Source organism: Pseudomonas brassicacearum, assembly GCF_003732265.1.
In the GTDB taxonomy this organism is placed as follows: domain Bacteria; phylum Pseudomonadota; class Gammaproteobacteria; order Pseudomonadales; family Pseudomonadaceae; genus Aquipseudomonas; species Aquipseudomonas brassicacearum_D.
The window spans coordinates 1-585 of the sequence record NZ_MOBK01000163.1; the positions used below are offsets into that span (position 1 = coordinate 1).

Annotated in this window: 1 pseudogene; it reads left to right on the top strand. The window is 59.3% G+C overall.

The annotated features are described in order from the left end of the window. Window positions 1-585 (top strand): annotated as a pseudogene (locus BK660_RS30595) (TonB-dependent siderophore receptor); the annotation flags it as partial.

Here is a 585-nt window from a genome sequence, read left to right on the forward strand (position 1 = left end):
GTTTCAGTCTGTTCAACAGCGACGTGGCGTACAACGGGCTCTATGGCGTACTGCCGACGTACACCATTGACATGGAAATGGCCGATCGTGTGGATATCATTAAAGGCCCGAGCCAGCTCATTAACGGGATCTCGCCGCGGGGCAGTGTCGGCGGGGGGATCAACGTGGTACCTAAGCGTGCCACCGACAAACCGATCACCTCGCTGACGGCCAACTACGCGTCGAACAATCAGGTCGGTGGTGCCGTGGATGTCGGCCGGCGGTTCGGTGAGGACAATCAGTTCGGCCTGCGCTTCAACGGCGTCAAACAGTCCGGTGATACCGAATGGGATGATCAAAGTGTCGACCGTGACATGGCCGTACTCGGCCTGGATTTTCGCGGTGAGCGACTACGGCTTTCGACCGATATCGGCCACACCGAACGCGACACCGATGCGCCGCAAGAGCGCGTGCAAGTCGCCGCCAATGCCAAGGTTCCGAGCGCGAACAAGGTGCATCGCAACTACGCGCAACCGTGGACGCAGGCAAAAACCGAGGACACCTTCGGCACGTTCAACGCTGAGTTCGACGTCAGTGATTCGGTGA